This is a genomic window from Devosia sp. 2618, from assembly GCF_040546815.1.
In the GTDB taxonomy this organism is placed as follows: Bacteria; Pseudomonadota; Alphaproteobacteria; order Rhizobiales; family Devosiaceae; genus Devosia.
The window spans coordinates 716,235-740,208 of sequence record NZ_JBEPOO010000001.1 but is presented as its reverse complement, the minus strand read 5'-3'; the positions used below and the strand labels follow the sequence as shown (position 1 = coordinate 740,208).

Annotated in this window: 35 protein-coding genes and 1 tRNA gene; 12 read left to right on the top strand and 24 right to left on the bottom strand. The window is 60.3% G+C overall.

Features of this window, described 5'->3' with window-relative positions; genetic code table 11:
- Positions 1–28: 28 nt before the first annotated feature.
- Entirely contained in the window at positions 29–1,879 is a 1,851-nt protein-coding gene (locus ABIE28_RS03705; RefSeq protein WP_354060243.1) for a monovalent cation:proton antiporter-2 (CPA2) family protein, read from the bottom strand.
- An 80-nt stretch (positions 1,880–1,959) separates the two neighbouring features.
- Positions 1,960–3,219, bottom strand: a complete 1,260-nt coding sequence (locus ABIE28_RS03700) for an AI-2E family transporter (RefSeq protein ID WP_354060241.1) — start codon at positions 3,217–3,219, stop codon at positions 1,960–1,962.
- Positions 3,220–3,365: 146 nt separating this feature from the next.
- On the opposite strand from ABIE28_RS03700, the gene ABIE28_RS03695 reads away from it, so the two are divergent.
- The 7 genes from ABIE28_RS03695 to ABIE28_RS03665 all read left to right on the top strand — a co-directional run bounded on the left by ABIE28_RS03695 (position 3,366) and on the right by ABIE28_RS03665 (position 7,051).
- The gene (locus ABIE28_RS03695) at positions 3,366–4,307 is read left to right on the top strand and encodes a nucleoside hydrolase (protein ID WP_354060239.1); all 942 of its coding nucleotides are present in this window, start codon (positions 3,366–3,368) and stop codon (positions 4,305–4,307) included.
- A 282-nt stretch (positions 4,308–4,589) separates the two neighbouring features.
- Entirely contained in the window at positions 4,590–5,201 is a 612-nt protein-coding gene (locus ABIE28_RS03690) for a LysE family translocator (protein ID WP_354060238.1), read from the top strand.
- 79 nt (positions 5,202–5,280) lie between these two features.
- Positions 5,281–5,356 (top strand) — tRNA-Ile (locus ABIE28_RS03685).
- A gap of 117 nt (positions 5,357–5,473) precedes the next feature.
- Positions 5,474–5,695 carry a hypothetical protein gene (locus ABIE28_RS03680; RefSeq protein ID WP_354060236.1) on the top strand — a complete coding sequence of 74 codons (222 nt, stop codon included), beginning with the start codon at positions 5,474–5,476 and terminating at the stop codon, positions 5,693–5,695.
- 62 nt (positions 5,696–5,757) lie between these two features.
- On the top strand, positions 5,758–6,042 hold the full coding sequence (locus ABIE28_RS03675; protein ID WP_354060234.1) for a hypothetical protein: 285 nt from the start codon (positions 5,758–5,760) through the stop codon (positions 6,040–6,042).
- On the top strand, positions 6,042–6,368 hold the full coding sequence (locus ABIE28_RS03670; RefSeq protein ID WP_354060232.1) for a hypothetical protein: 327 nt from the start codon (positions 6,042–6,044) through the stop codon (positions 6,366–6,368). The genes ABIE28_RS03675 and ABIE28_RS03670 overlap by 1 nt, the downstream gene beginning before the upstream one ends.
- Complete coding sequence (locus ABIE28_RS03665) at positions 6,368–7,051, top strand: SOS response-associated peptidase (protein ID WP_354060230.1); 684 nt, start codon at positions 6,368–6,370, stop codon at positions 7,049–7,051. Before ABIE28_RS03670 ends, ABIE28_RS03665 begins: the two co-directional genes overlap by 1 nt.
- Here ABIE28_RS03665 and ABIE28_RS03660 read toward each other — a convergent pair.
- Genes ABIE28_RS03660 through ABIE28_RS03645 form a run of 4 tightly spaced genes read right to left on the bottom strand, consistent with a single transcriptional unit; the run spans position 7,038 to position 9,095 of the window.
- Positions 7,038–7,580 carry a hypothetical protein gene (locus tag ABIE28_RS03660; protein ID WP_354060229.1) on the bottom strand — a complete coding sequence of 181 codons (543 nt, stop codon included), beginning with the start codon at positions 7,578–7,580 and terminating at the stop codon, positions 7,038–7,040. The genes ABIE28_RS03665 and ABIE28_RS03660 overlap by 14 nt on opposite strands.
- Positions 7,581–7,634: 54 nt before the next feature.
- Positions 7,635–8,024: a DUF1515 family protein gene (locus tag ABIE28_RS03655; RefSeq protein ID WP_354060227.1), complete on the bottom strand. Its 390-nt coding sequence runs from the start codon at positions 8,022–8,024 to the stop codon at positions 7,635–7,637.
- A 52-nt stretch (positions 8,025–8,076) separates the two neighbouring features.
- The gene (locus tag ABIE28_RS03650) at positions 8,077–8,451 is read right to left on the bottom strand and encodes a hypothetical protein (protein WP_354060225.1); all 375 of its coding nucleotides are present in this window, start codon (positions 8,449–8,451) and stop codon (positions 8,077–8,079) included.
- A 2-nt stretch (positions 8,452–8,453) separates the two neighbouring features.
- Positions 8,454–9,095: a glycoside hydrolase family 108 protein gene (locus tag ABIE28_RS03645; protein ID WP_354060223.1), complete on the bottom strand. Its 642-nt coding sequence runs from the start codon at positions 9,093–9,095 to the stop codon at positions 8,454–8,456.
- Positions 9,096–9,313: 218 nt separating this feature from the next.
- On the opposite strand from ABIE28_RS03645, the gene ABIE28_RS03640 reads away from it, so the two are divergent.
- The 3 genes from ABIE28_RS03640 to ABIE28_RS03630 all read left to right on the top strand — a co-directional run bounded on the left by ABIE28_RS03640 (position 9,314) and on the right by ABIE28_RS03630 (position 10,780).
- Positions 9,314–10,018 carry an outer membrane protein gene (locus tag ABIE28_RS03640; RefSeq protein WP_354060221.1) on the top strand — a complete coding sequence of 235 codons (705 nt, stop codon included), beginning with the start codon at positions 9,314–9,316 and terminating at the stop codon, positions 10,016–10,018.
- Between the two features lie 206 nt (positions 10,019–10,224).
- The gene (locus ABIE28_RS03635) at positions 10,225–10,443 is read left to right on the top strand and encodes a hypothetical protein (RefSeq protein WP_354060219.1); all 219 of its coding nucleotides are present in this window, start codon (positions 10,225–10,227) and stop codon (positions 10,441–10,443) included.
- 103 nt (positions 10,444–10,546) lie between these two features.
- Positions 10,547–10,780: a sunset domain-containing protein gene (locus ABIE28_RS03630; protein WP_354060217.1), complete on the top strand. Its 234-nt coding sequence runs from the start codon at positions 10,547–10,549 to the stop codon at positions 10,778–10,780.
- Positions 10,781–11,230: 450 nt separating this feature from the next.
- Here the strand turns inward: ABIE28_RS03630 and ABIE28_RS03625 are convergent, their stop codons facing one another.
- From ABIE28_RS03625 to ABIE28_RS03595, 7 genes are all read right to left on the bottom strand, one after another.
- A complete protein-coding gene (locus tag ABIE28_RS03625) occupies positions 11,231–11,902 on the bottom strand; it encodes a hypothetical protein (RefSeq protein WP_354060215.1) in 672 nt (223 codons plus the stop codon).
- The gene (locus ABIE28_RS03620; RefSeq protein ID WP_354060214.1) at positions 11,899–13,494 is read right to left on the bottom strand and encodes a hypothetical protein; all 1,596 of its coding nucleotides are present in this window, start codon (positions 13,492–13,494) and stop codon (positions 11,899–11,901) included. Before ABIE28_RS03620 ends, ABIE28_RS03625 begins: the two co-directional genes overlap by 4 nt.
- A gap of 76 nt (positions 13,495–13,570) precedes the next feature.
- Positions 13,571–15,628 (bottom strand): hypothetical protein, encoded by a 2,058-nt coding sequence (locus ABIE28_RS03615; RefSeq protein ID WP_354060212.1) that lies wholly within the window; start codon positions 15,626–15,628, stop codon positions 13,571–13,573.
- Between the two features lie 18 nt (positions 15,629–15,646).
- Positions 15,647–16,162, bottom strand: coding sequence for a DUF6950 family protein (locus ABIE28_RS03610; protein ID WP_354060210.1), 516 nt, complete (start codon positions 16,160–16,162; stop codon positions 15,647–15,649).
- Between the two features lie 3 nt (positions 16,163–16,165).
- The gene (locus ABIE28_RS03605; protein WP_354060208.1) at positions 16,166–16,321 is read right to left on the bottom strand and encodes a hypothetical protein; all 156 of its coding nucleotides are present in this window, start codon (positions 16,319–16,321) and stop codon (positions 16,166–16,168) included.
- A gap of 7 nt (positions 16,322–16,328) precedes the next feature.
- Positions 16,329–16,898 carry a hypothetical protein gene (locus ABIE28_RS03600; protein ID WP_354060206.1) on the bottom strand — a complete coding sequence of 190 codons (570 nt, stop codon included), beginning with the start codon at positions 16,896–16,898 and terminating at the stop codon, positions 16,329–16,331.
- Positions 16,895–17,035, bottom strand: coding sequence for a hypothetical protein (locus ABIE28_RS03595; RefSeq protein WP_354060204.1), 141 nt, complete (start codon positions 17,033–17,035; stop codon positions 16,895–16,897). Before ABIE28_RS03595 ends, ABIE28_RS03600 begins: the two co-directional genes overlap by 4 nt.
- 33 nt (positions 17,036–17,068) lie before the next feature.
- Between ABIE28_RS03595 and ABIE28_RS03590 the strand changes: the two genes are divergently transcribed.
- Positions 17,069–17,329, top strand: coding sequence for a hypothetical protein (locus tag ABIE28_RS03590; RefSeq protein WP_354060202.1), 261 nt, complete (start codon positions 17,069–17,071; stop codon positions 17,327–17,329).
- Here the strand turns inward: ABIE28_RS03590 and ABIE28_RS03585 are convergent.
- Positions 17,326–18,051: a hypothetical protein gene (locus tag ABIE28_RS03585; protein ID WP_354060200.1), complete on the bottom strand. Its 726-nt coding sequence runs from the start codon at positions 18,049–18,051 to the stop codon at positions 17,326–17,328. The two genes, ABIE28_RS03590 and ABIE28_RS03585, sit on opposite strands and share 4 nt — an antisense overlap.
- 2 nt (positions 18,052–18,053) lie before the next feature.
- Positions 18,054–20,414 (bottom strand): tape measure protein, encoded by a 2,361-nt coding sequence (locus tag ABIE28_RS03580; protein WP_354060198.1) that lies wholly within the window; start codon positions 20,412–20,414, stop codon positions 18,054–18,056.
- A 51-nt stretch (positions 20,415–20,465) separates the two neighbouring features.
- Between ABIE28_RS03580 and ABIE28_RS03575 the strand changes: the two genes are divergently transcribed.
- Positions 20,466–20,726 (top strand): hypothetical protein, encoded by a 261-nt coding sequence (locus ABIE28_RS03575; protein WP_354060196.1) that lies wholly within the window; start codon positions 20,466–20,468, stop codon positions 20,724–20,726.
- Here ABIE28_RS03575 and ABIE28_RS03570 read toward each other — a convergent pair.
- The 9 genes from ABIE28_RS03570 to ABIE28_RS03530 are packed head-to-tail and all read right to left on the bottom strand — an operon-like array spanning position 20,723 to position 23,974.
- Positions 20,723–20,983: a hypothetical protein gene (locus ABIE28_RS03570; RefSeq protein ID WP_354060194.1), complete on the bottom strand. Its 261-nt coding sequence runs from the start codon at positions 20,981–20,983 to the stop codon at positions 20,723–20,725. The genes ABIE28_RS03575 and ABIE28_RS03570 overlap by 4 nt on opposite strands.
- A 26-nt stretch (positions 20,984–21,009) precedes the next feature.
- The gene (locus ABIE28_RS03565; protein WP_354060192.1) at positions 21,010–21,378 is read right to left on the bottom strand and encodes a gene transfer agent family protein; all 369 of its coding nucleotides are present in this window, start codon (positions 21,376–21,378) and stop codon (positions 21,010–21,012) included.
- The gene (locus ABIE28_RS03560) at positions 21,378–21,830 is read right to left on the bottom strand and encodes a phage tail tube protein (protein WP_354060190.1); all 453 of its coding nucleotides are present in this window, start codon (positions 21,828–21,830) and stop codon (positions 21,378–21,380) included. The genes ABIE28_RS03565 and ABIE28_RS03560 overlap by 1 nt, the downstream gene beginning before the upstream one ends.
- A gap of 38 nt (positions 21,831–21,868) precedes the next feature.
- Positions 21,869–22,300, bottom strand: coding sequence for a DUF3168 domain-containing protein (locus ABIE28_RS03555; protein WP_354060188.1), 432 nt, complete (start codon positions 22,298–22,300; stop codon positions 21,869–21,871).
- Position 22,301: 1 nt separating this feature from the next.
- Complete coding sequence (locus ABIE28_RS03550; RefSeq protein WP_354060186.1) at positions 22,302–22,772, bottom strand: HK97-gp10 family putative phage morphogenesis protein; 471 nt, start codon at positions 22,770–22,772, stop codon at positions 22,302–22,304.
- Positions 22,772–23,149, bottom strand: coding sequence for a head-tail adaptor protein (locus ABIE28_RS03545; RefSeq protein ID WP_354060184.1), 378 nt, complete (start codon positions 23,147–23,149; stop codon positions 22,772–22,774). Before ABIE28_RS03545 ends, ABIE28_RS03550 begins: the two co-directional genes overlap by 1 nt.
- Complete coding sequence (locus ABIE28_RS03540; protein WP_354060182.1) at positions 23,142–23,477, bottom strand: hypothetical protein; 336 nt, start codon at positions 23,475–23,477, stop codon at positions 23,142–23,144. The genes ABIE28_RS03545 and ABIE28_RS03540 overlap by 8 nt, the downstream gene beginning before the upstream one ends.
- On the bottom strand, positions 23,455–23,661 hold the full coding sequence (locus tag ABIE28_RS03535) for a hypothetical protein (protein WP_354060181.1): 207 nt from the start codon (positions 23,659–23,661) through the stop codon (positions 23,455–23,457). The genes ABIE28_RS03540 and ABIE28_RS03535 overlap by 23 nt, the downstream gene beginning before the upstream one ends.
- A 10-nt stretch (positions 23,662–23,671) precedes the next feature.
- Entirely contained in the window at positions 23,672–23,974 is a 303-nt protein-coding gene (locus tag ABIE28_RS03530) for a head-tail connector protein (protein ID WP_354060179.1), read from the bottom strand.

The window sequence follows — 23,974 nt, the reverse complement described above, 5'->3', positions numbered from 1 at the left end:
CCCCAAACGACATGCATAGTTAAGCAGGCTAAGATGGCTGCGTGACTTTCTTTATTTCCTCTTCCACCTTGTCTGGCGCAACCTCGACACCGCCTTCGCGCGCTTGTTCAGCGGCATTACTGATCAATAGATGACGCCCCGCCATTTGTTCACCGCCAACCATCTGCAAGTCGAATCGTTGGGCATCGCGCTCCCGCACGCCCTCGATGACCTCTTCAGTTTCCTCGTCGGTCGCCCCAAGCACGCGGATCACCTGACCACCGAAGATCAGTGCTGATTCGAACACCTCGCGCAGCTGGTACTCGACACCAGCCCGAACCAGCTCAATGGCATGGCCACGGTCGAACGCACGCGCCATCACCTTGGCTAGCGGGAACTCGTCGCGCAGCAGTTCGGCAATGCGCGTCGTCTGTTCCTTCTTGTCGGTACAGATCAGGATGACGTCGGCCGTGGCCGCACCAGCGGCATGGAGAATATCGAGCCGCGTGCCGTCACCATAATACACCTTGAACCCGATCTGCGCCGCAGCGCGGATCATCTCGGTGTCATTGTCGATGATCGCCACCGAGTGGTGCATGGCCAGAAGCGGCTGGCTGGCGATCTGGCCAAAGCGGCCAAAGCCAATCAACAGCACCTTGGCCGACAGGTCATGCGCTTTCTCGACGCCATCGAACGACTGTTCCGTCGCCTTGGGCATGACGTAGCGCAGCCCGATGATAAAGAACGGCGTCAGCACCATCGAAACGATGACCGTCGCGGTAAAGATCGCATTGGTCGGGCCATCGATGATCCCGGCCGCCACGGCCGTGGTATAAAGCACGAAGGCAAATTCGCCGCCCTGCCCCATCAGCACCGCGCGCTCCAGCGCCTCGCCATGCTTGGACTTCATCACCCGCGCGATCACATAGATCGCCGATGCCTTGACCACCATGAAGGCCGCCACGCTGATCGCAATGATCTGCCAGTTTTCGCCAACGATCCCCAGATCGAGCGACATGCCAACGGCAAGGAAAAACAGCCCGAGCAGAATGCCACGGAACGGCTCGACGTCAGCTTCGAGCTGATGCCGGAAGGTCGAGGTCGATAGCAGCACGCCAGCCAGGAACGCACCCATCGCCATCGACAGCCCACTGACCTGGAACAGCAGCGCTGCACCAAGCACCACCAGCAGCGCCGCCGCCGTCATCACTTCGCGCAGCTTGGTGGACGCCAGCGCCGCAAAGAACGGATTCATGATGCGTCGGCCAAGGAAAATAAGCAGCAGGATAGCGCCGATCGCGCCGCCGAAACCGGCCAACCTGGCGAACAGGCTCTCGTCGCCGCCCGAAGGCGCCAGAATTGCCACCACCGCCAGAAGCGGCACGATGGCCAAATCTTCCAGCAGCAGGATGGAAATCATTTTCTGCCCGCTATCGGTCGATAGCTCGCCGCGCTCGCCCAAAATCTGCATGACGATGGCTGTCGAGGTCAAAACGAAGCCCATGCCGAAAATGAACGCCACCACCGGCGGAAATCCGAGCAGAACGCCAACACCCGTCAGCAGGGCACCGCTACCGGCCACCTGAAACACACCCAGCCCGAAAATCTGCTTTCGCAGCGCCCAGAGCTTGGAGGGCTCCATTTCGAGGCCGATGATAAAGAGGAACATCACCACGCCGAGCTCGGCGGTGGTGAGCACCGATTCCGGATCGCTGATCAGCCCGATACCCGATGGCCCGAGCAACAGCCCCGCCGCCAGATAACCCAGCACGGAGCCCAGCCCCAGCCGCTTGAACAACGGCACAGCAATAACTGCCGCGCCCAGGAGCGCCACGACGGGCACGAGATCCACACCATGCGCCGCGGCTTCTGCCGCATGCCCAACTACATCAACTGCCACAACCGACTCCGGGCTTACCTTGGATGCAGACTCTTTCGCTCTGTATTGATGCCGTCAAGCGGTCTGCAAGCATAGTTGCCCTACGCGGCAGGCTCTATTCCGCTTGGCGCAGTTCCTTCGGGTGGCTGCAGCCGCTCTTCTTTGCGTTTACCAGCCGGCTCCTTGGCCTCCTCCGCCTGCTCGCGAATGGCCTTGGCCGTGTTGGCCAGCAGTTCCTCGCGCGCACTCATATTGCGCGTCCGCCGCACCGGACGGCTCGGCACCATCGGTTTGCTGGGCAGCGCATGGGACAGGATGGACGTCGCGATCAACAGCGTCGGCACCGCCACCAGCCCGCCCACCGGTCCCCAGGCCCAGAGCCAGAAGGTGATCGACAGGAAAATAATGAACGGGTTGAGCGTCATCGTCCGCCCGATGAAATGCGGCGTTACGATCTGCCCTTCGACAAAGTTGATCGCCACATAGCAACCGACCGGGAGCAGGATGTTTTCCAGCCCCGTCTGCGTGCCCAGCCCAATGGCCAGCAACACCAGCACCATCACGCCCTGCCCGACATAGGGGATGTAGTTGAGCACTGCCGCCATCGCGCCCCACAGAATGGGCGACGGCATGCCGATGGCCCACATGGCCAGCGACACGGCGCAGCCAACGCAGACATTGATGAAGGTGATCGACAACAGGAACCGGCTGACCTTGGCCTCGACGTCACGGAAAATATGCGCCGTCCGCCACCGCACCCGCCGGCTGACACACAGCGACAGCACCGAAATCCGGATGTGGTCCCGCGTCGCCACAAAGAAATAGAGACTGGCGAGGAAAATCAGCACCTGCGCCAGAATTGCCGGCGCTAAAAGCGCCACCCCGATCACCTGCCCGCCATCTTCGACGGTCACGGCCATGGCGTTGTTGGAGCCAAAGATCGACGAAATCTGCGCCTGAAACGCCGTCACCGCTTCCATCGGCCCCTGCAGCGTTGCCAATTGCTGCTGCAGCTTGGCCCAGATCAACGGCGCCCGCGCCACCCATTCTGATAGCGGCACCGCAAAAAGCGTCACCCCACCGGCAATCACGGCGATCAGCATCAGCACCACAATGCCGGCCGACAATGCTGGCGGCACGCCAAATCGCTCGACACGGTCGGCCACCGGGCCAAACATCAGCCCGATGACGATCGCCAGTGTCACCGGCGCCAGAAACACCTGCCCCACCTTGAGCGCCACCAGCAGAGCAAAAAAGCCAATGAACACCATGGCAATTTTTGAGGCATTGCCTATGACGCGTTCAAACTGACTCTGGTTCAGGTCTTGGGGTGCCGCAGGGCTGCGGACAGCGCGTGCCATGTGTTTTCCGTGGTTGGATCCTCGCGAACCAACAACGCCCCCTCTAGGTAAACGTTCCTTTGCCCAAACGCGCGCCGACCAGTCGACCACGCCAACGCCAATCGCTAGTGTAACCGCCGGATTCGAACACTTCTCAAGGTTGCCCAATGCCCCGCAAGATCATCATTGATACCGATCCCGGCCAGGACGATGCCGTCGCCATTCTGCTGGCGCTCGCATCGCCGGAAGAATTCGACGTTCTTGGCGTCGTGGCAGTCGCGGGCAATGTGGGCCTCCATCACAACGCCAATAATGCCCGCAAGGTGGTCGAACTCTCCGGTCGCCGCGAAGTGCCGGTCTATGCCGGCTGCGCCCGTCCCATTCGTCGCGCCCTGGTGACGGCGGAATATGTCCACGGCGAAACCGGCCTCGATGGCCCCGATCTGCCCGATCCCACCATTCCGCTGCAGGCCCAGCACGGCGTCGACTACATCATCGACACCCTGATGGAAGCCGAACCGCGCACCATCACGCTCTGCACGCTCGGGCCGCTGACCAACATCGCCATGGCCATCATCAAGCAGCCCGCCATTGTCGAGCGCATCGCCGAGATCGTCATGATGGGCGGCGCCTATTTCGAGGTCGGCAACATCACGCCTGCCGCCGAATTCAATGTCTATGTCGACCCCGAAGCCGCCGACATCGTGCTGCGCTCCGGCGCGCCAATCACCATGCTGCCGCTCGACGTCACCCACCAGATCCAGTCGACCCCGGACCGCCTCGCCAAAATCCTCGGCATCGGCAATGCTTCGAGCAAAGCTGTCCACGACATGCTGACATTCTCCGAGACCTTCGATCTCAAGAAATACGGCTGGACCGGCGCCCCCCTGCACGACCCCACCGTTATCGCCTACCTGCTGCGCCCCGACCTGTTCGAAGGCCGCCAGTGCAACGTCACGATCGAAACCGCCAGTGAACTCACCGTCGGCATGACGGTCACCGACTACTGGCACGTCACAGACAAGCCGAAAAACGTCAACTACCTCCGCAACGGCAACGCCGACGGCTTCTACGCCCTCCTCACCGAACGCCTGGCCAGGCTGCCATAAGAAACAATACCCCCACCTGACCTCCCGCTGAAAAGTGGGAGGCACCATCAAGCCAAACCCACCGGCCAGATTCCTCCCCCTATCAGGGGGAGGCTAGGTGGGGGTATCCGCCAAGAATCTTCAGCCGCTCTCCTGATTCCATAAAGTCTGCGACAACGCACTGCCGCAAGCAGCCCTTCGCGAACCTCGAACCACGAGGGCGTGGCACCAAGCCGCCCTATCCATCTTGGCAACGCACACGCCCCGACATATTGTCCGCCCACCCCACCCGAGACCGCCCCCATGGAACCGTTCACCCTTCTCACCTTCACCATTGCCTATGCGATCGCCGTTCTGGTCCCCGGACCCGGCGTTGCGGCTGTGGTTGCCCGCGCTCTCGGCGGTGGCTTCAAGGGTGCGTTCCCGATGGTTCTGGGCATTCTGGCCGGCGATCTGATGTATTTCGTCTTCGCCGTGTTCGGCCTTGCAGCCATCGCCACCTATTTCGGCCCGGTCTTTGTCGTCGTCCGCTGGGCCGGCGCGGCCTACCTGCTCTATATCGCCTACAAGTTCTGGACCGCCCGCCCCGGCTCCGAGCAGATGAAGCCCAAGAACGAAGACGCGTGGCGCACCTTCCTTGCCGGCTTCTCGCTCACCATGGGCAATCCAAAGACTATCGTCTTCTATCTGGCCATCCTGCCGACGGTCATTCCGCTCGATCAGATGAACCTGCTGGCCTTCACCGAGCTGACTTTCATCGTGGTCGTCGTGCTGCTGATCATCGGCTGCGGCTATGCTTGGCTGGCCTCTGCTGCCCGCGAGATGTTCAAGAGCGCAAAGGCTCTGGGCCGTCTCAACAAGACCGCTGGCGTCATGATGGCCACCGCCGCCGGCTTCGTCGTCTGGCAGCATTAGGGCAGCGGGCAAACAACCCACCCAAAATTCCCCGCCCCCCTTTGACACCGCAATCCACCCTGCTATGAGGCGTGTCGGGGGGCGTGTAGCTCAATGGTTAGAGCCGACCGCTCATAACGGTCTGGTTGGGGGTTCAAGTCCCTCCGCGCCCACCAATCTTTTCAATCACTTACCGCCAATTCACCGGACAGTGTTCGGGTTCATTGAACCTAAGCGCGCCCGATTCACGGCTCGAACAGGTTCGCCCTGTTCCTCATGGGTAAGGAAGCAAGATGGCAGAGATTGAATTCAGCGAAGTGATCGTTGAGCGCTTTGCGCGCGCGTGGGCGTCGATCGACGGGAAGGTCGAGGCGTTCGACAGCGAGCGCGGCGTTGCACCAGACTACGACGATCCCGGCTACACCGGGCACTTTGAAGGCTATATGGCGGAGGCAAAGGAACTCCTTAAGCGAGCGGGCTGCCATGTCACCCTTTCCCCATCCCCTTCACGATAGGAAGAGACAGATGACAGGCCTGCCTATTCCATATCCCCGACGAGTCGGGATAGGTTCGGTGCATGAGCTGGTACGAAGTCAAAATCACTCCCGAGCGTAAAGCCGACTATGCCCGAGGCGGCAGGATACTTATCGTTTGGGACGAGCGCCCAAAGGGGAAAATCCTTGAGCAGCTGAAGGCCGAAGGTTCCGTCATCCTGTGGCGAGGCTCGTTCTCGCACGACAAAACCCGCATTGAAGACCGGGGCACAATCGCTGTCGTTGGCGACCACATCATCACAATTGAAGACCGCCTGGATTTGAACGATCGTTTCTTGCATGGCCCAACGGAACGCCAGCCATATTGATGTCACCCTATGCTTGGTCCACCGATGATGATGAAGTCGCCCTAGACGCGATCATCATTGGCATTGCCAGTGACGAGAAGGCATTCACCGCCGCTGGCATCTACTACGGGCCGGTAACAGCCTCGATTTACTGGCCTGACTGGATCACCCAAGGCGATATGATCAAAGCCGCCCTTGAAGGGCCGTATACCGTTCCCGAGGCGCTTGCGCGCGCCGAAACCCTTCGCGACCTTTGGGCGTTCAATCGCATTGTTATCGCCATTCAGGATCGCGGGTTATGGCAGCGGGAATGGGGCGATTTGCGCGAGACAGAGGGCTTTGACTGATGTGCGGACGTTTTACCAATGAGATGACCTGGGCGGAGATCCACGCGCTCTATTCGATCCACGACGCGCCTCCTCCGTCCTCCAACATGCAGCCGCGCTTTAACATCGCGCCGACACAAACGGTCCAGTTCGCCCATCTCGACAAGGCCGGGAACCTTGAGCTGAACCAAGGACGCTGGTGGCTGGTGCCCTTCTTCGCCAAAGAACTGCCCAAGGCGGCAATGTTCAACGCCCGCATCGAAACGATCGATACGTCAGGCGCGTTCCGCGAGGGCTTCAAGTCGCGCCGCTGCCTCATCCCTGCCGATGGCTATTTCGAATGGACCACCAGCGAGGTGGACGGCAAGAAAGACCCGTGGCTGCTACAGATGCCAGGCGGCGCCGGTTTCAGCTTCGCCGGTATCTGGGCGCACAACGACAACCTCGGCGTAACGAGCTGCACGATCATCACCGCGCCGGCCGTTCCTGAGATCGAGCACATTCACACCCGTATGCCGGTGATCCTAAGCCCCGAGACGTATGGCGCGTGGCTCGATACGGGCATTCAGGGCTCGGATGCCAAGGCCCTCTTGCTCGGTAGCCAGATCGACAGCCAACTAGAGTTTCACCGGGTCAGCCGCGAAGTGAACAGCAGCCGGTACGAGGGGACAGACACCAAGAAGCCGCTGATCAACTCGCTTTAGGCTTGTCCTTTTTCACCGGCATCCCGGCCAATGCCATCTCCCCATCGCGCATGCTCTGGAAGTCCTCCGGCGTCATCTGCGACGGTATCGGTTCGCGCTTGCTGTCCTGCAGCACGAAAGTGCCTTGCTGAAGGGTGATGCGCCGCTCTTTGTAAAACAGAGCCGTGGCAATGTAGGCGGCCCGCCCAATGAACAGATTATTAGCGGTCGCGACTGTGGTTTTCAGGCTGTAGGGATAGGTCGATCCGCAATCCATGATCGTGTAGTTGGGATTGGCGTTTCTCTCGACCGGCGCTTCTCTGAACTCCAGCCACAAATCCATGCCCATCCGCCTGCACGAAGGGCAGCGCATCAGGTCGGTGAAGTGAACTTCGCCGGGTCTTGCAAGAAGGTTGGTTCTGCCGCTCAATCTTGTGCTTAAACGCTCAATATCCGCCTCACGTCGAAACCGGCAGGCAGAGTGTCGGCACGTTGCGATGAGTGTGTGCCCGCCATTAAGGGCTTCCATGAGTGTTTTCGGCGACGGCATTTCCACCTCGATCAGAAGTGGAACATTTAGAGAACATGGCGACCGGGAGTCAATTCACGGAATGCGAAGCCACCCTCTTATCGCCCCGATAAGCCCCTCCCCGGCCCATGCAGCGGCAGCGCCGAGCGATATGCCACCAATGGCCAGCAGACCCACAACCCCCAGCCCAACGCTGCGGATGCGCTTCCAATCATCCATGGTTGGCTGAATGGCGGCTTGGTTCGCGGCGACTGTGGCGCTGAGCGTTTGTAGCTCGCCCCTTACCTGCCCGTCGACTTCCCCGAGGATACGGATATCGCCCTTGATTGTGCCGACGTCATCCGCAACCGCGTCCATGCGCTCGTGCAGAGTGGCGCGGCTTTGTCGGGACGCCTCGCGCTCATCGCGAAAGTCATCCCTGATCTGCTCCACCATCTTGAGCAGGATATCGGTGTTATCTGCCACGGCTTACCCCGAGCCTGAGAGAATTGCAGGCGCACCGGAGCGCGCCCGGTGGTTATTTGCCGGTTAGGCGTTCCCAGAGGGTGCGAGGTGGCTTTGCAGCTTCCGCCAGTGCCTCGACCTTGCGGGTGGTGGAAACGCCTGTGCCTGACTTCGGCAGCGCGATCTTGGTGCCATCGGTGGTCACCACCTGGGCTTTGGTCGTGGCGCGGTAGGACTGCAGCTGTGCCCAGAGATACCAGACGAGACCAGCTGCGGCAGAGACGGTCAGTCCGCCACCCTGCCCGGTGAAGATCGCCTGAACGTCGCTCTGCATTGCTGGCGGCATTGCCAGGTAGATCGGGATCAGGATGGCCGCGAGTGAGCCAAACTCTTGGGCGCGGCGCCAGAGCCAGCCAGCGGCAGCGGATTGAATGATCGAAGTCAGCATGGTCAGAACCTCACAAAAAAGCCGCCCAAGATGGCGGCGATGACGAGAACGGCGATGATGATGCCCCACGGCGGGGATTTGCCCTTAGCGGGCTCGGGCAGCGACGGACTGCCGGGGATAAGGGGCGGCATTGCTGAGGCCATCGAGAGCGACTTGGCGCGCACGTCTGCCACGCGGCGCGACCAGCCCTTGCCGAAGGTTGGCCACGTCGAAAGCCGCTCAAGGAACGCCAGACGGTGCGAGCAAAGCTCATTGATCAGCGAGGCCACCGAGTGCTTCTCAACGGCCTTGAGGGTGATGGGGCCAATCTTGCCATCTGGCGCTACGCCAATGATGTTCTGCAGATAAATCGCTGCCCTGCCCGGCCCGCTATTCACGGCGAAGTCGAACACCGCCAGATCGAGACCGGCGGGCAGATCGTCACCGCGCACCGCGTCCCAATAGCCCTCGCGATAAATGCGCTGCAGTTCAGCGTCAGTGATTGCCCGAAGCTGGGCTTTTGTCGCGCCGGGCCGATACCGCCGATAGGTGGCCAGCGTGACGCCCTTCATCGTGGCGCCGCCCGGATCTTTGGGATGATCTGCCCATCCACCCTCGTGCTTGAGCACCTCACCCAGAGCCTGGGCGAAGTTGGTCTTGGCCATGATGGCCTCCCCTTTAACGTGGAACATTGTTTTTACAGCGAAATTCGGGAAACCCCGCGCAGTCAGGTTCGCATTAAATAACTCTATCATTCATTTGAATGATGTTGCTCGTCGGTAACACTCACCCGACAAGTAGAGACGCCCTGCCCAATTCCTGCGGAATCCTATTTACTTAACCACATTGCAGACACAATAATTCCTTCATCTGGAGGACTGACATGAAAAAACTATTGATCACCGTTATTGCTGCGTCTGCTCTTTCAAGCACCGCATTTGCGGCAGATTTTGGAGTAGTGTTGCAACCTGCTCCTGCGGGATACATCGCCCCCGCCACTGATTGGACCGGCTTCTATGCTGGTATCTTCGGCGGCGTTACGAGCGGCCCATTTGACTTCAGCCTAGTTCCGCCTGCAGGCCCATCCGTTCTGGACGTTACGGTTCAGGGTGGTGGCGCAGTTGGCGGCGCGCAGATCGGCTATGACGTTCAGTTGAACCAGTTTGTCCTTGGCTTGGTCGCTGATATCGCAGTCAGCAACCATAGGGCTGGGGCTTCGTTGACCAGCGGCCCCAACACAGCCGACATTGAGACTCGCCTTACTTACCTTGGCACGGTCCGCGCTCGTGCCGGTTATGCCTTTGACGACGTCCTCGCTTATGTCCACGGCGGTTTGGCTTATGGCCATACCGAAACGACGGCAACGGTGAACGGTGTCGATGCGGCTCTCGGCCTTACCAATCCCGACCGCGTTGGCTATGTCGTTGGCGCCGGCTTCGAATATCAGGTCTCTGAAAACATTTCTCTGCAGACTGAGTATTCTTACACCGGCTTCCGTGACGAAAGCATTTTGGCAATCGGCGGCGGCAACCTAAACCAGGCGCTTAGCTTCCACACCGTCAAGGCTGGCGTGAACTTCCGCTTCTAACGAATTGCACTCTCGTTACAGCGTTGAGCCCCACTCTTAGGAGTGGGGCTTTTTCGTGCGTCCTGTTTTGGCGGACGCTTGCTCCTCGTTGAGTTTGGCCATGGTGACCCCTGAGTTTAAATTGAAATAGAAATGGTGTTCAATGGAGGCTGTATAGTTCTTGCTGGACGGGGACGCGCGATCAACAACAGAGCAGCGAGGGGAAAATGAAAATTTCGGTTCTATTCTCTCAACCGACCAGAGAGTTGCTCATCCTGCCATTTACCGAAGATCCACTCGTGCCAATCGCACTGCAAGACAAGACTTGGCGTCCGCTGGTATCGAGCAGCCTCGATGACAAACTGCTCTACCCTTCAAGGCCAATCATCGCAGCGGAAATCGATTTGAATGGCTACGCTTTGCTCGCGCTAACGACCGGCGAGTAGGACAGCAGCTCTTCCAGTCTTTTAGTGTCCGGTAATCCTTATGGCCATGATGTCCTCCTATGATGTGGGCAAAGAAAAACCCGCCGAAGCGGGGGCCTGAAGAATGTCGTGGGTGATCGACGCTCTTGCTGCCCGGGGGAGGTATGCGCAAATTTTGCCCAGGAGGGATTTAAGACATGCGATTCTCATTACCGTCGCCGCGCTGGGCAAGCGCATCTATCATGTGCCCGGACAGAAATATTACGACGAGATCCGCATCAGCGCCTCGCACAGCGAACGCTGGTTCTGTTCGGAGGAAGAGGCTCGCGCCGCAGGCTGGCGCAAGGCGAAGGTCTAGCCATGCCTTCCCGCCCGTTGCCCTGGGCTAATCTATCCTCCAAGCAAATCGACGGCTTCATCAACCGCTGTAGCCGTGCCATTTCCAGCCATCGCCGCGACAGCCGCAGCCGCGATCCGACACCGCCGAGACGGCCCTGGCGGCTATCGACAGCATCCAAGTAACCCTGGTCGAATTGCGGGCTCTGGTCTCTCCGGTACAGCGCGAGCGGATCGGTGCGGTGATCCGTGAGGACAATCGCATCGCGATACCCTGGATAGTCGCGGTCGGGGCCATGGTGGCGGCCTTGTGGGCGGTCATCGGGCTAGTGGCCTGGGCTGTGTGGCGGCTGTTTTAGCGCCCCGCCTCGGCCGCCCGTCGCTTATTCGGGCTTTTTCAGCCTTCCCGCGGCGCGGAAGGCGATACGGCCCTGTGCGCCGCTGATATTTGAGATGAGGCAAGGGGCCTGTCTCAACTGGCCGGCCCGCAATAGAAGCTGCGAATGCGATGGGCATCGGAAGCCAGAACGATACCGGCATAGGTGCTGGTGGCTTGCAGCGTCGTGGCTGCCGTCGCTCGCAGCAGCACGCCAGTGCGATAGTTCCGCGCCCAGGCGGTGAGAGCGCTGCCCACCTTCTCGATGCAGACTGCCACGATGTCGTTGACGGCCAGGTCCATCGGGTCGGTGGTCGCCATGGTGACAATTGAGGTGGCAACGCGGCGCCTGATCTGGAGCGTGCCATCACCGCTGATATAGGCATTCAGGATATTGGTGTTGGAGGTCGGCGCATCCCCAGCGATGGCTGGACCGGCGAGCCCGAGCAAGTCACCGATCCTCACATGCACCATGGCGCGGGCATTGTTGTAGCCCACGTCGACTAGGCTCACCCGGGTCGAGGTAGAATTGGACATGATGTCGCCGTCTGCCTGAACGCTGACATTGGATGGCGTGGTGCCGCTGCTCCAAACCTTCGCCGCGTTGCCGTTGACCGCCAGCGAACGCTTGCCGTTGAGTACGCCGGCCGCCTGGGTGAAGTCGTCGCGGGCCGTCACGATTGCGGGATCGATAAGCTCAGGGAAGGCATCTGCAAAGAGCAGCGCGTCGGTGAGTTTTGCCGAACCGGGAAGCGTAGTGATGATCATGGGACGAGAACTCCGACCTGGCCGAGGCCACGAACGATGGCGATCCGGGCGCAGCTTTCGCCCGCCTGGTCCTGAAACTTGCGATTGTAGTGCGTCTCGCTTGCGTTACCGACTTGCCGCAGGCCGCCCTGCTCTGGCGCGTAGCGGCCGCCAGTCCAACCGAAGAAGACATTAGGCAACTCTGCAACAAGCTCATGCTGCATCTGCCTGACCTGCTCGCGGCCGGCAGAGTCGCCATTGGCGCGCACGCCCAATTCCCAAAGCAGGATCGGCGCTTTGTCGCCCAGGCCCATAGTCGTGCCGATCCACTCATATGCATCCAAAGATGCTGCCTTCACATCAGCGATCACAAATGTTCCTGAATCGATCCGGCCGGCATCGCTTTCGCCGATAGCCGAGATCGCTACTTCCCCAATAATGTGCAGCCCAAGAACATGTGCAGCTCCTTTCGCAGCTGCATATGCAGCTGCGGATGGTGCTCTTAAGTCACCAGTCTCGGACCATTCGTCGGCCGTCGCAGTCGCCCCGACTGCTGCATTGACCAGAATGGTGCCAATGCCGTGCTCGCGCAGCAAGTGGTTTGCCAGGGCCTGCCATGCGCCGCCGTTGTTGCTGGTTGCCTGACCTTGGAACGCGGTTGGGTCAGCTATCGCCACCAATGCCGAGCCGTTCCACATATAGGCCGTTCCGGTGGGCGGGATAGTCGTGGGCGCCCCGACCGCAAAGCCCTGCCCGTTGGACTGCGAAAGCACCACCCAGACCAGCATCCAGGATGTGGGTATGGGTGAAACCGCCGAACTGTCGCTGGTGATGTAGGCGCCATAAGCGGTCGTGGCCTCGACAACCGCCGACTTACCCGCAGCGGTCAACACGCGCTTGATGAAAGGCGGGTAATCCTTCCAAGCATATTCATCTGTCTGTGTCAGCGCCTTTGCCACAGCAGTGCTCGCTTCCATCGTACCCAGCTTGGCCGAGAGCGATGCCTGCCCGCCGCGCGCTGTCGCCACTTCGGACACAACCGGCTGCGTCGAGGCCGACTTGATGAATGTCAGCGCCGTGGTGCCGACCGTGATGGTCCCGGTGTTGGTCAGGGCCCAAGTCTCGCCGGCATGGGTGCCAGCGTCGATGGAGAAGAAGGCGCCCACCAGCTCGGCCGCTGTATCCATATCAGTAGCCCGAACAGCCGCCCCCGATGCCTGCACGATATAGACACCGTTTTGCGACGCCACAGTCTGCCCGGTCAGTGCCACCCGGTCTCCGACCACCAGAACGATGCCGTCGACCGTATCGCCAGCTTCGAGCGCATTGGCGATATTGACATTGACGGTGACCAGCAACCGGACTGAGGCCTTGGGTGACCTGACACCCGTCGCCGCCAGAGCTTCGACATCGTTAATGCGGATGCCGATCGCCGTTTCGGCCGCATGGGCGCGGTCGCGCTCGGCGGTCACGGCAACCGCAACGGAATCAGTGCCGCCCTGAATCCCTTTCAGCAGCGTGCGAATTTCGGACTTTTTTGGATTATGATTGCCGGAGGCAGGGACGCCATCCACATCGTAATCTCGCCATACCTGATCGATCGTTTGGGGCACGACAGAACCCTTTCATAAAAGAAAAAGGCCGCCCGATGGGCAGCCGTTGAGTGTTGATTTTTAGGGTGCGGCTTCGCTATGTGACGGTGATCGCGCCTGTCGGCACGGGAGCTGCGGCAGTACCCGAGCCATTGATAGCGACGACAAAGCCGTAGAGAGTGCCGGCGCCTGCAGACACAGTGCGGTCGTCCACCACGTTTGGTGGACCATACTCGACAGCGACGAGAGTTGCGCCAGCCATGCTATCGGTAACGTTCAGGTATAGGCGGGCGCCGACATAATTGGCGCTATTCGGCGCGGTCCAGTGGAACGTCACCTGCCCCGCCGCGCCAATCGCAGATACGCCGGTTACGACACCGGGCGGCACGGGATCAGCGGTAGCGGTCCGAATGATGTCCGGGGTTCTTTCCGAGGCGGTGCCGCTTGACCATGTGCGTGCGCTAAACCGATAGGCCACGCCATCGGCCAGATACATGCTTCGGACGGTGAGTTCCCCACCAACGCCGAGACGTGTTTGCACCTCACCGCCGGACACCTTCTGCCACTCCAGTTCGTACTGGAAGGTTTCATCCTGAAAGGCGAACGACGCCTCGGCAAAGGCCGCCGTTGATCCGCCGCCGACATCCTCTTGGCGAATGGTGACATCAAACCCATCTGGCGCCGGAACGTCTTCACGTTCCACCGGCAGCACGTTGGCACCAGGTGCGCCTTCTTCGGTCGCCGCATTGAACGCGTAGAGGTTCGCAGGCACGACGATACCTTCGAACTCGTAAGTCAGATTACGCAAGGAAAGCGTCGGCCGACCAATGATCTCGATGACGGTCTCCGTCAGCCGAGGTGGATAGTGGATACGCACAAACCGGCGATACGGGACATTTCTGGCTGGTTCATAGTGGGCAAGGATTCTAACCCTTGGCGCATTGGCTCGGATGTAGGCGAGCTTCTGCATGCGGGAGATGTGGTTGTGCCGCTGCACGGCCTGGTTCTCGACAGTCTTCGTGCGCTCGTCATCGGTAGGATACGGCACGCCGTAGATCGCCGCATCGGTAGTGTTAAAGCCTTTGTCGGGGTCGGTGTAATGCCCACGCACTGCCAGCACATTCGAGTTGCGACGACGGTTCGGATCGAAGCCGACAGAGATCAGATCGTTCGCGGTCAAGCGAATATCGGGCTCGACATATTCGCCAGCATGCACGCCGACTTTGCCATCGGCCCGCTCGTAAACCACCAACTCGGCCGCCTGATCCATCAGTCGGCCAACCTGCACTGGATCGTTATTCGCCCGGAACCAGAAACCACCATGATAGCGGGGTTCGGGCTTGTCTTCGCGATTGAGCACGATCTGATCGGCGACTGCGGCCGCGCGAGCCCAGTCGGGATCATGCATGTCGCTGCGCTTGAGCTTCGCGCCAACCGGGTGCGTCATATGCCAGTATCGAAACACCGCGAGGTTTTCACTGTAGCCTGCTACGCCTGTGCGCGGGTCAATCAGCCGGTCGTGTCCCTCCCCAATGACCGAATGGAGAGGCATGTGATTGGGAAACACCTTCTGCAGGTCTTCGGCCTTGACGCTCGCCACACGCAAATAGATGGACGCAAGGCCATCCCCTCTATGGTTCGCCGTCCAGATCGAAGGAAAGGCTGAGACAAGTGCCGCATAGGCTGTGCTGGCATTGTTGCCGAGACGCGTATCAATGCGGACCTTGCTATTTTCGTTCAGCACAAAGTGCTTTGGGGCGGTCACCGAGGTGCCGGTCAGCGTCACCTTCTCATCGTGCAGATAGTGCGTGGTGAAGCCCCGAACGTGATGCGCCGCCCAGACAATGACGTGGTGAGCAGTTCCTTTCTTCTCCTCTAGAAACGCATAATCTCCGGCCTTCTTGTTCCGACCCAAGACATAGGCCAGAGAGGGGACGGACTGCTTGAGGTTGTATTTTCCATCCTCGGGCTTTGGCGCGGACGTACTCGGGGCGAAGGCGGCCGACAGCAGGTATGCGCCACCAGCCAGCAGCAGGTAAGACGCGCCGAGAGCGATCGCGCCCACCGTAGCGCCGAACGCCAGCCCCGACAGTCCGAGTCCGATCAGCGCGTTGGAAATCCACGGCACCAAGGCCGTCGCAAGCAGTTGTGGCATGTCGGTTTCCTAGATGCGCTAGACGCGCCACATCGCTATTGGCTTGGCCGCGAAGGGCACCCAGCCGTCGCCGCCGCCCCACTTCACCAGCCAACGGAAGCCGTTCCAGATGGCCGACCATTGCCGCTTCTGGTCGTGTGCCGAGCCAATGACCGCGATGCAGCCAAGCTCGGGCTCGTGGATCGGTTGTAGTCCGACACTGGCGGCACAGTCAGCGATATGTGCAGCGAGCCCGCCACGGCGCTCCAGAAGGGCCGCGCAGCTATCTTCATCGTCATAGGTGCCACGCCAGTCGGCGCCAGGATCAGGATGACCATTGAGCGCGACCCAATCGGCAATCGACATCGAGCAGTCTGACTGCCCCCAGACGTACGGTCGGCGGGTCAGAACAAAATCTTCCAAGCGGGACAGTCGCTCGATCAGACCTTCTTCGCCGTGGTGTCGCCGGATCGCCCGTACCGTCCACATCGACATGACGGGGCGCTCTTCCGCCGCCTCGATCAAGTCGCGGGTGTCGTGTCTTGTCCAGTTCATGGACTAGCCGCGCCGCTCAATGCGATCGGCAATGGACACCAGCGCCAGGCAAAGGGTTACGTGCAAGGTCGACATCCACATCGGATCGGCGGGCATGCGCAGAAACAGGGGCGCGAGGACCGCGACGAACACGGCCCAGTTCAGAGTTTCGCGGTTCACGGTTACCTCAGGAGTATCGGGGCCAGACGATGGACTTGTCGGCCAGGCCGGGGATGCGTTCAGCGAAGCGGTCGGATGGCGCGCCAGGATTGAGCACGGCCGAGCGGGCTCTCTGGTCGACGTCGGACAGAACCGAACCACTGGTCAGTGTGCGGAGGTCGAAGCGGTTGCGGACTTCCAGCATCACCGTCGAGACGATCTGATCGCCAGACACGGTGTCGTCCATCGGCATGTTGTCGATCGCGCCGGTAAAGCGCACCTCTGCAGGTCCAATCGGCTGATCCCATTGGTCACACGGCTGGATCAGGATTTGCACCGGGCTGTCGATGACATTACCCGCCTGCAGGTCGAAGTAGGCGAGGTCGGCAATCTCGGGCGCGATGCCCGACAACGACAGTGTGAGCGTCGATGCTTCTGCATTCAGGGCGCTCTCTATCTGGTCAAGCCCATCATTGAGCGTGGCACCGGACCAGATCTCGCCGTCGGCGTCCATATACGGGCCAGAGCCGTCCCATAGCCTCATGGTCTTGGTCGGGAAGTCGAAGCGCACCAGCACGCGAATGGACTTGATGGTCATGGAAGGGCGCGCCGGACTACGATCGTGAAGACAATCACAGGAACCGCGGCAAGCATCAGCGCGCTAGGCAGGACATGTCCCGTCAGAAGAAGTGCCACGCCAATAAGAATCGCGATAGCGATGAAGCCAATGTCCATGGGTGATGATCCAAAGCTTAGAGGGGATGCAGAGTGAGCCAGAAACTGGACTACGACCAGGAACGCGCCAAACTTGCTGCGAACTATTGGAATGGCCTCGCCATTGCGACGATGGCGCTTGGCGCTTTGCCGTTTGTGGTCGGCGCAACAGGCGGGGATATTTCCGACCCTATCAATCTCGATTGGCTAAAGCTGTTTGTACAGGCGTGCGCGGCCTTTTTCGCGGCCATGCTAAGCCGCCTATTCCACATTCTTGCCCTTCGCTCGATTAGCAAGGTATGTGCGGGCTTTTAGTCCACCAGCCCCATTGCCAGATCATTCCAATAGTCGACGGCTTCGACGAAAGCGACCGAAGGGCGTGGCATGCCTGCGCCTGGAAATTCGATATCCATCTCCGTATCGCTCGCTAGGTGGCAAAGAATGGTCGGTCGGTCGGCCTCAAGCTGTGCGCTTGCGGGGATCGGCGCGCGAATGGCGGTCGAGATTTCGACCTGGAAAACACTCTCAGCCAACTGACCAAGTATCCGACCAGTTTCATACATTGCGTGCTGGTAGCTGAAGCGAATACCCGATGCTGTTGGCGCATGATTAAGCCGCAGGTTGATCACCGTGGAGCCCAGCGCCGCGAAACTCGCCATCTCGATATCGATGTTGCCTTGCGAGTAGTGCGTGCCATCATCGAACGGCGTACCGTCGTCGTGGGTCGTCATCCGCGGAGCGAAGTCCTTAAACCCATCGGCAGCCCAAACTCGCGATGCGCAGACCGGCACAGCAACCAGCCCACTTGTTCCAGCCAGAGCGGTTCGGATCGCATTCCACGTCCTTGCTTGATCGAACTGCGTGGCCCTGCGGAACACAATGTTCTTCAGGGAGCCTTGCCAAAAACCGCGATCGCTCCGAGCAGATCGGCTGATGCCACCAAGAGAACGCCCGCCGGAGCGCGAGAACGGCCGAGGATCAAAGGGCGAGGATTGCGGAGTCAGAAGACCAGCCGGCCAGTGGATAATGTCCGGCATTGTCACGTCCTGTATTCCCCACCACCACGCTGCTGCTGGTACCTGGCCAGAGCACTGGGGGCGGATTTGTTGGCCTGGTTCACCGAAGCTCCAACAATGGTTGGGGCAGCCGTCGCAACAACGCGACCAGCCTCATCCCGCACAACAGCGGTGAGGAGTTCGTTGTCGAGCACGATATGAACGGCCATCTTCTGCTCTCCGCCGCGCGCTTGCGGGATGGCTGGCATACGCAAGTCCACCGGGATACGTCGACCATCTGGCAACGGCACTGCTGCCTCTGGCCCTGCCTCACCAAAGATTGCCGCAGTGCGGGACACGCCGCCCTTGGCGAACTGCCGCAGCGGCTGCGGGCGGCCATTGGCGGCAATGCCGCCCTTGGCGAACCCGAACAGCTTCATGAAATTGAAGCCGCCAGTCTGCATACCGCCACCGATCAAGTTCAGCCCGATGTTGAGAAGGTTCTTTCCCAGATCCTTCAACATCGAGTTGAAAATCTCGCCGGCGTCTTTTCCTTCGAGGAACCCGTCAATGATCGTGTCCAGCATCTGCCTGCTAGCCTGCGACAGTTCATCAGCCGACATCTTGAGAAGACCTTGCGTCTCCGCCAGCCGCGCTGCTTCCGCAGTTGCGGTCGCATACCCGGCGGCCAGCTCAGCGATTTTCTCTCGCTGTTGCGGGCCAAGCTCTATGCCGGCCTTGGTGGCAGCGTTTTCAAGCTCCTGCTGGGCAGTAAGCTGTGCCTTGGCGAACCCGTAATCATTGAGCAGCGGGTTCAAAGCCGCCGTCAGCGCTGTTTCCTGCTTCAGCATTTCGATCTTGCGGGCGTAGCCGTCGAGATCGTCCTGAAACTTGGCGCTGGGTGACTTGCCACCTCCGCGCCCACCACCCGCACTGGGCGGCCTGATCGGCCCGCCCGGCACCCCGTCGTTGGATAGGTCTGGACCAAAGTCCTTGTTGAACTGGCGCCGACTCGGGAAGTTGCCCAGATCGTTCGTTGTGTTCGCAGCAGCCGCGTTCGCAGCATTTGCTGCATCACGCATGGCGTAAAGATTGGCGATGACAGAGGAGATCACACCTTGCAGCGCCGCGAACTCCGGATCACCGACCGATCCCAAGGCCTCAATGGCTGCTTGGGCGGCCTCCGCAGAACCCTTACCTTCAAGTGCCTGCTGGAACAGGTCTTGTACGGCGTCGCCCAAGGTCACAACGCCGTTTTCGGTTTCGGCTATGACTGTTTCGAAGCTGCCCTTTGTGTTCAATGCTAGGCTCGCCACAGCCTGTTCGGCGTCGCCCAAAGCGAGTTCGAAGTCACGGATGCCTTTGGTGGAATCGCCTTCGCCAAATGCCGCGATATCGTCCAGCGCTTTGCCGGGGCTGGTGTTTGCGATGTAGTCGAGGGCCGTACCGATGGCCACAAGCTCGCGATATGTGGCGTTGACGGTGCTAGCAACTTCGTCGCCAAGATCGCCGAATATCCTGTCGAACCATGGCTCGTCTGGCGCCCGGTCAATTGCGTCAGCAATGCCAATGAGCGCTGTGGCCAGCTCGTTGCTCGAACCGATCGCCTCATCAGCCTGACCAATGAATTTGAACACGGCGTTGTTCAGAAGCACGAAGCCGTCCGAAACCGTCGCCGGCATCCGTTCGGCTTCTTCGCGCAGCGTCGCCAACTGGCTGGTAACGCCATACATGATGTCGGTGGTGATCTTTCCTTCGGAGCCGAGGCGGCGAAGCTCGTTGACCGAGACGCCCATGCTGTCAGCTAGCGCCTTCGAGAGACGGCCGCCCGACTGGATGATGGTGTTTAGGTTGTCGCCCGACAGTTTTCCTTCGGCCATAGCCTTGGACCATGCCGACATCACCGACTGAACGGCCTGCCCGCGCGTGGCGGAAATCACCAAAGAGTTGTTCAGCGCCTCGACCAGATCGAGTTGCTGCTGCGTGCTGTAGCCCAGCGCGGTCAGCGCCTGGCTGTTTTGCAAGTATCCCTCGGCCGTCTGCTGCAACGACGAATAGGTGCGGCGAGCCATAACCGAAAGCTGGTCCAGCACCGCAGCGCCCCGCTCTACGCCGCCCGCCGCATTGTTCACTCGAGAATTCAGGTCGGTCCAGGCCGAGGTCATGGCGATGATCGACGTCGTCGTGAGGGCAATGCCGAGCACGCCGAAGGCACGACCGACGTTGCCGAGCGACCCGGCTAGTCTGGACTCGGTGCGGGCAATGCCTGAGCCGAGCCCGTCGAAGCGCGACTGCATCGCACGAACGCGCTTATCGGTTTCACCGTTGGCTTTCGCTAGGGCACGCTCATATTTGCTCGTGCTCGCCTCTAGCGAGACGATCAATCGTTCGATATCGGTAGCCATGGAGACCCGCAAAAATGTCCGCTCAAAGCGGAATGAACAGGAGATGTCGCGTTGAGCATTCTGGCTATCATTGCGCTTGTGTTGGTTGTCGCGCTGCCCCTCGCCACCTACTACAAACCATTCGCCGGCGGCGTTCTTGGCATCTGTGTGCTCGTCGCTGCAGCGCTATTTTTCGCACTTGTGGGAAAATCAGCCATGACAGAAACCACCGCCGCCGTTTTTGGCGCCAGTGCGTTTATTTTGGCTGGCCTCCTAGCCGTGGCGCGTGAGATCTATCTGATGCGCAAACACTTCGAAGGGCAAGACGACTAAGCGAGCGCCTCGTTCTGCGGGACAAAGGTTCCATCCCAGAGATAAGTCTGAGTGTGCGCTTCGCCTTCAGGCCCGTCCATTTCCTGCATCTGTTCCCAGATACGGTCTTTATCGGCTTCGCTGAGCTTGCCCGGCTGGGCTGGGGTGTTGGCCTTGACGTAGCCATGCCACGACGCCCAGAACTTCCACATAGACGTTCGGTCGACCTGCTCAGCGGTCCAGCCCATAGCGGCTCCGGCGGCGTAGATGCGCGACATGCGAAATCTGCCATTCGGCAGATCGTCTAGCCGCTCACCGTCCCCGGGGCCGCTTGATGCTCCCCCGCGGGCTCATCGGGCGCCCCCATGATCGACGTTTCGAGGATGCCGCGGGCGAACGACGCGTTCAGCACCAAGTCTTGCGGCCGGCCTTCTACGTAGGTCTTGACCAATTGCAGGGCCTTCGCAGGCTCGACGCCGCTGCCGATCAAGCCAAGACGGATTGTCGTGGAAACGTCTTCGACGCGCCACTGGCTGGATGCCAGACGGGCCACGATGACGAATGGGCCTGCGTTGCAGACGTCCTGCAGTTCGGCCAGCTCGCCCCATCGTAGGGCGAACTCATAGGTGCCATCCGCCCAATCAAGGGGCGGCGTTTTTCCCGACCTGCTCATTATGGCGTGGTGGCCGCAGACGTACGGACCATTTCGCCATCGGACTGCAGCGAGAAGTTGCCCGTGACACGACCGGTGTTGCTTGGGGCGCCAAGCTCGGCAGATTCGATGTGCATGAAGCCGGTCCAGCTCCAGGTCGTGGTCGGGAACTGAAGCTCGACCTTGACCGGAACGCTGTCCGGGCTTTCCACAGCATCGAGCCATGCTTCGACGCTGGACTGGGCGAGAACGCCCTCACCAGACACCGACATGCTGAGCGAGACAGCATCGCGGCCGACCCAGTCGATTGCCGTGGGATCGTCGCAGTCTGGGATCATCACTTCTTCCAGGCCCTTGCTGAGGGTCAGCGACTTGGAGGTGAGGCCGCACGGCGCGGTGTAGACGACTGGCTCGGCGGTATTGCCGAGAAGGACGCGCATAAGACCGCCCTTGGTGGTGATTGGCTTGGCCATGCGGCCCTCCTGTGGTTGGCCGATCCCGGCCGGGTTAATCAGGGTGTTTCCACCGTGGCGGTGAACTGGATGACGCCATGGGTGATGGCGGGATTTGGATCGCGCAGCGTGCGGGTCATTTCATGGGTCAGGCTGACCAAAGCGTTTGTGGTGAGCGTCAGGTCGACATCGTGCAGGGCGCGCTTCATCGCGCCGGTGATCTTGCGGCACTCCACCGACCCGAAGGCCTCGCCCGAACCGCTCGACCAGACGTCGAACTGGATGGTGATTTCCTCGCCGTCCATACAATCGAAGTCATCGGGGATCGATGTGCTCGGCCCCATGGAAATGTAGGGGAACGCCACGTTCGGCGTGCCATCGGTCTTCTCCGGCACCCGGTCGTAAATGCGCGTTCCAACCAAGCTCGTGACAGCCGGTGTCGCCCGCAGCCGGTTGATAGCCGCGAGGATCAGTTCAAAACTGGCGTCCATTTCAGCCCCCGGCTGCTGCGCGCTTTGCAGATCTTGTGATGGCGCGCGTGACGCGGCCTTTTGCCCGCTTCCGGGTGGCTCGATACGAGGGATAAAAGAACGGCTGCGCGGAAGTGCCCGGATGGCTTGACCCTGCAAACTGGCCGCCATTCACGCGGGGCGAAGTGCCAAATTCCACAAAGCGCGCGTAGAACGCGTCCCCGCCGCCGGCATAGACAGTGATCTGGAGATTGCCCGCGCCGCGACCACTCGATTTCACCTTGCCGAGAACCATTGCGCCCTTTGGCGCATCGCCCCACGTCCATCCGATCGAATTGATCAAATCGCCGCTATCCTGCGGCGCCAGAGACTTCGCCATGGCGACGATCTCCTCGGCGCTCTGGATCATGGCCTTGGAGATTTCTTCTTCAGCCAGCTTGGGCAGCGCTGCAAGCTTGCGCTTGAGGCGGTCGAGCCCGATCACTTTCGCCACTACGACACCTTGCCCTCAACCGCGATGAATTCCAGCCACTGGTTCTTTCCATCAGGGTCTGCTGGCGGTGAGGTGATGGCGAATACGCGATCAGCGTTACGAGCATCGACCAGTTGCCAGCCGGTCGTGATCTGGCGCGTCCGCGAGGTATTCCGGACTGTCACGATATAGGGTTGCTGCCCGCTCAATCGGGCAGCAGTTACTTCCTCGCCACCAGTCCGAGGGCGCATTCCTGCTGAAATGGGCGATGCGAACGCGTTCTCGAAAGGCCCCTTGCCGTTGTCGACCACGCCGCCCCAGCCATCATCGCCAGGGCCGCGCTTCTGGCAATGCAGCCGCTCGCGCAGCGCCCCTGCCCGGCGGAAGTTCTCAGCCATCCGACTCGACTCCATCCGTGCGCTCAGCAATGCTCGCTTCGCTCAGGGAGGAAAGAGCATGTTCGAAAAAACCGAAGTCGGGGTGACTTGCCCGAAATGCAGTCACAAGACCGACAAGACCATCGCTTGGCTTAAAACTCACGACAAAATGGTCTGCGGCGGATGCGGCAGCACTGTCGATATCGACAATAAAGAGTGGATCTCCGGCTTCAAGAAGGCCGACGCCGCAATGGCCAAATTCAGGAAAGGCCTCAAGAGCTTCGGTAAGCGCCGCTAACCATTGCTCGATAACTGAGGCGTCGGCGCTAAGCCGCAGCGTCGTCGCCATCCTTACGCCCTTTCGACTTCTCAACGTTGATCAGATCAGCAGCGCCAGCCTTAACAGCAGCATCGGCGCAGGCCTGAGTAACAGGGCCTTCCCAGCCAGCCCTATAGGCAACTGTCGACTGGCTGGACGGCTTGAAATCGAAGTCCTTCTTGAACTTCAGGCGGGGAACGGTGCGTTCGGTCATGGTCAGGCTCCTAGATTGCGACCCAGCGATAGGGCCAGATGAGTTTGCGGGCATCTACGGGCAGTCCATCGGCATTTTCGCCGCTGCGCCCGTCATAGAAAGCGCCGACAGTTAGGAAACCGGCGACCTTGAAAACGGCCTCTTGGCCCATCGGCACCAGGTTGATGTTGCAAAAGCGAAGCATGGCGCGCTCGGCGGCGGCCATGTAAGCCCCGATCAGCGCGTCGTCGTCATCATGATCGACATGGATGGCGGCTTTGACTTCGGCCAGCGTCCAGAGCGGGCCGAGCGTGAGGATGACAATATCTGCCAT